The sequence below is a fragment of the Nitrobacter sp. 62-13 genome (assembly GCF_001896955.1).
In the GTDB taxonomy this organism is placed as follows: domain Bacteria; phylum Pseudomonadota; class Alphaproteobacteria; order Rhizobiales; family Xanthobacteraceae; genus Nitrobacter.
Map to the genome: position 1 here is coordinate 382 of NZ_MKRN01000169.1, position 494 is coordinate 875.

Below are 494 nucleotides of genomic sequence, written 5' to 3' on the forward strand. Positions count from 1 at the left end.
CGGCAAGCCGACGGAGCCGGTTCCCGTGCTCCTGATTACCTATGCGACCAGCGAGGATGCGGTGCATCGCGCGCTCCATGCGGTGAGGGCGGACAAGGTCATCACCGGCCGCCCGCAGGTCATCCGCATCGAGAAGAACTGAGGGCAGACCAGCCGCGCCGCCTGAAGGAGAGTTGAAGCGATGTCGACAGATATTTCCATTCCGCCGCAACAGGCGCTCCGTCGTCTCCTGACGCTTGAGATCGTGCGTGTGACGGAGCGGGCGGCGGTGTCGGCGGCGCGCCTGCGCGGGCGCGGCATGGAGAAGGCGTCCGATCAGGCCGCGGTCGACGCCATGCGGCGCGAACTCAACAAGCTGCCGATCGATGGCACGGTGGTGATCGGCGAGGGCGAGATCGAAGAGGCTCCGATGTTGTTCATCGGCGAGAAGGTCGGCAATTCCCATGGACCGCAGGTCGATATCGCGGTCGATCCGCTCGAAGGCACCGTGCTGT

1 protein-coding gene and 1 pseudogene are annotated in these 494 nt (G+C 65.6%); both read left to right on the top strand.

All coding sequences use genetic code 11. From position 1 onward, the window contains the following. Positions 1–142: pseudogene (locus BGN91_RS11555) on the top strand (homoserine dehydrogenase); the annotation flags it as partial. Positions 143–181: 39 nt separating this feature from the next. Further along, positions 182–494 (top strand): fructose-bisphosphatase class II (locus BGN91_RS11560; protein WP_292613258.1); only part of this gene is annotated, 313 nt, incomplete at its 3' end.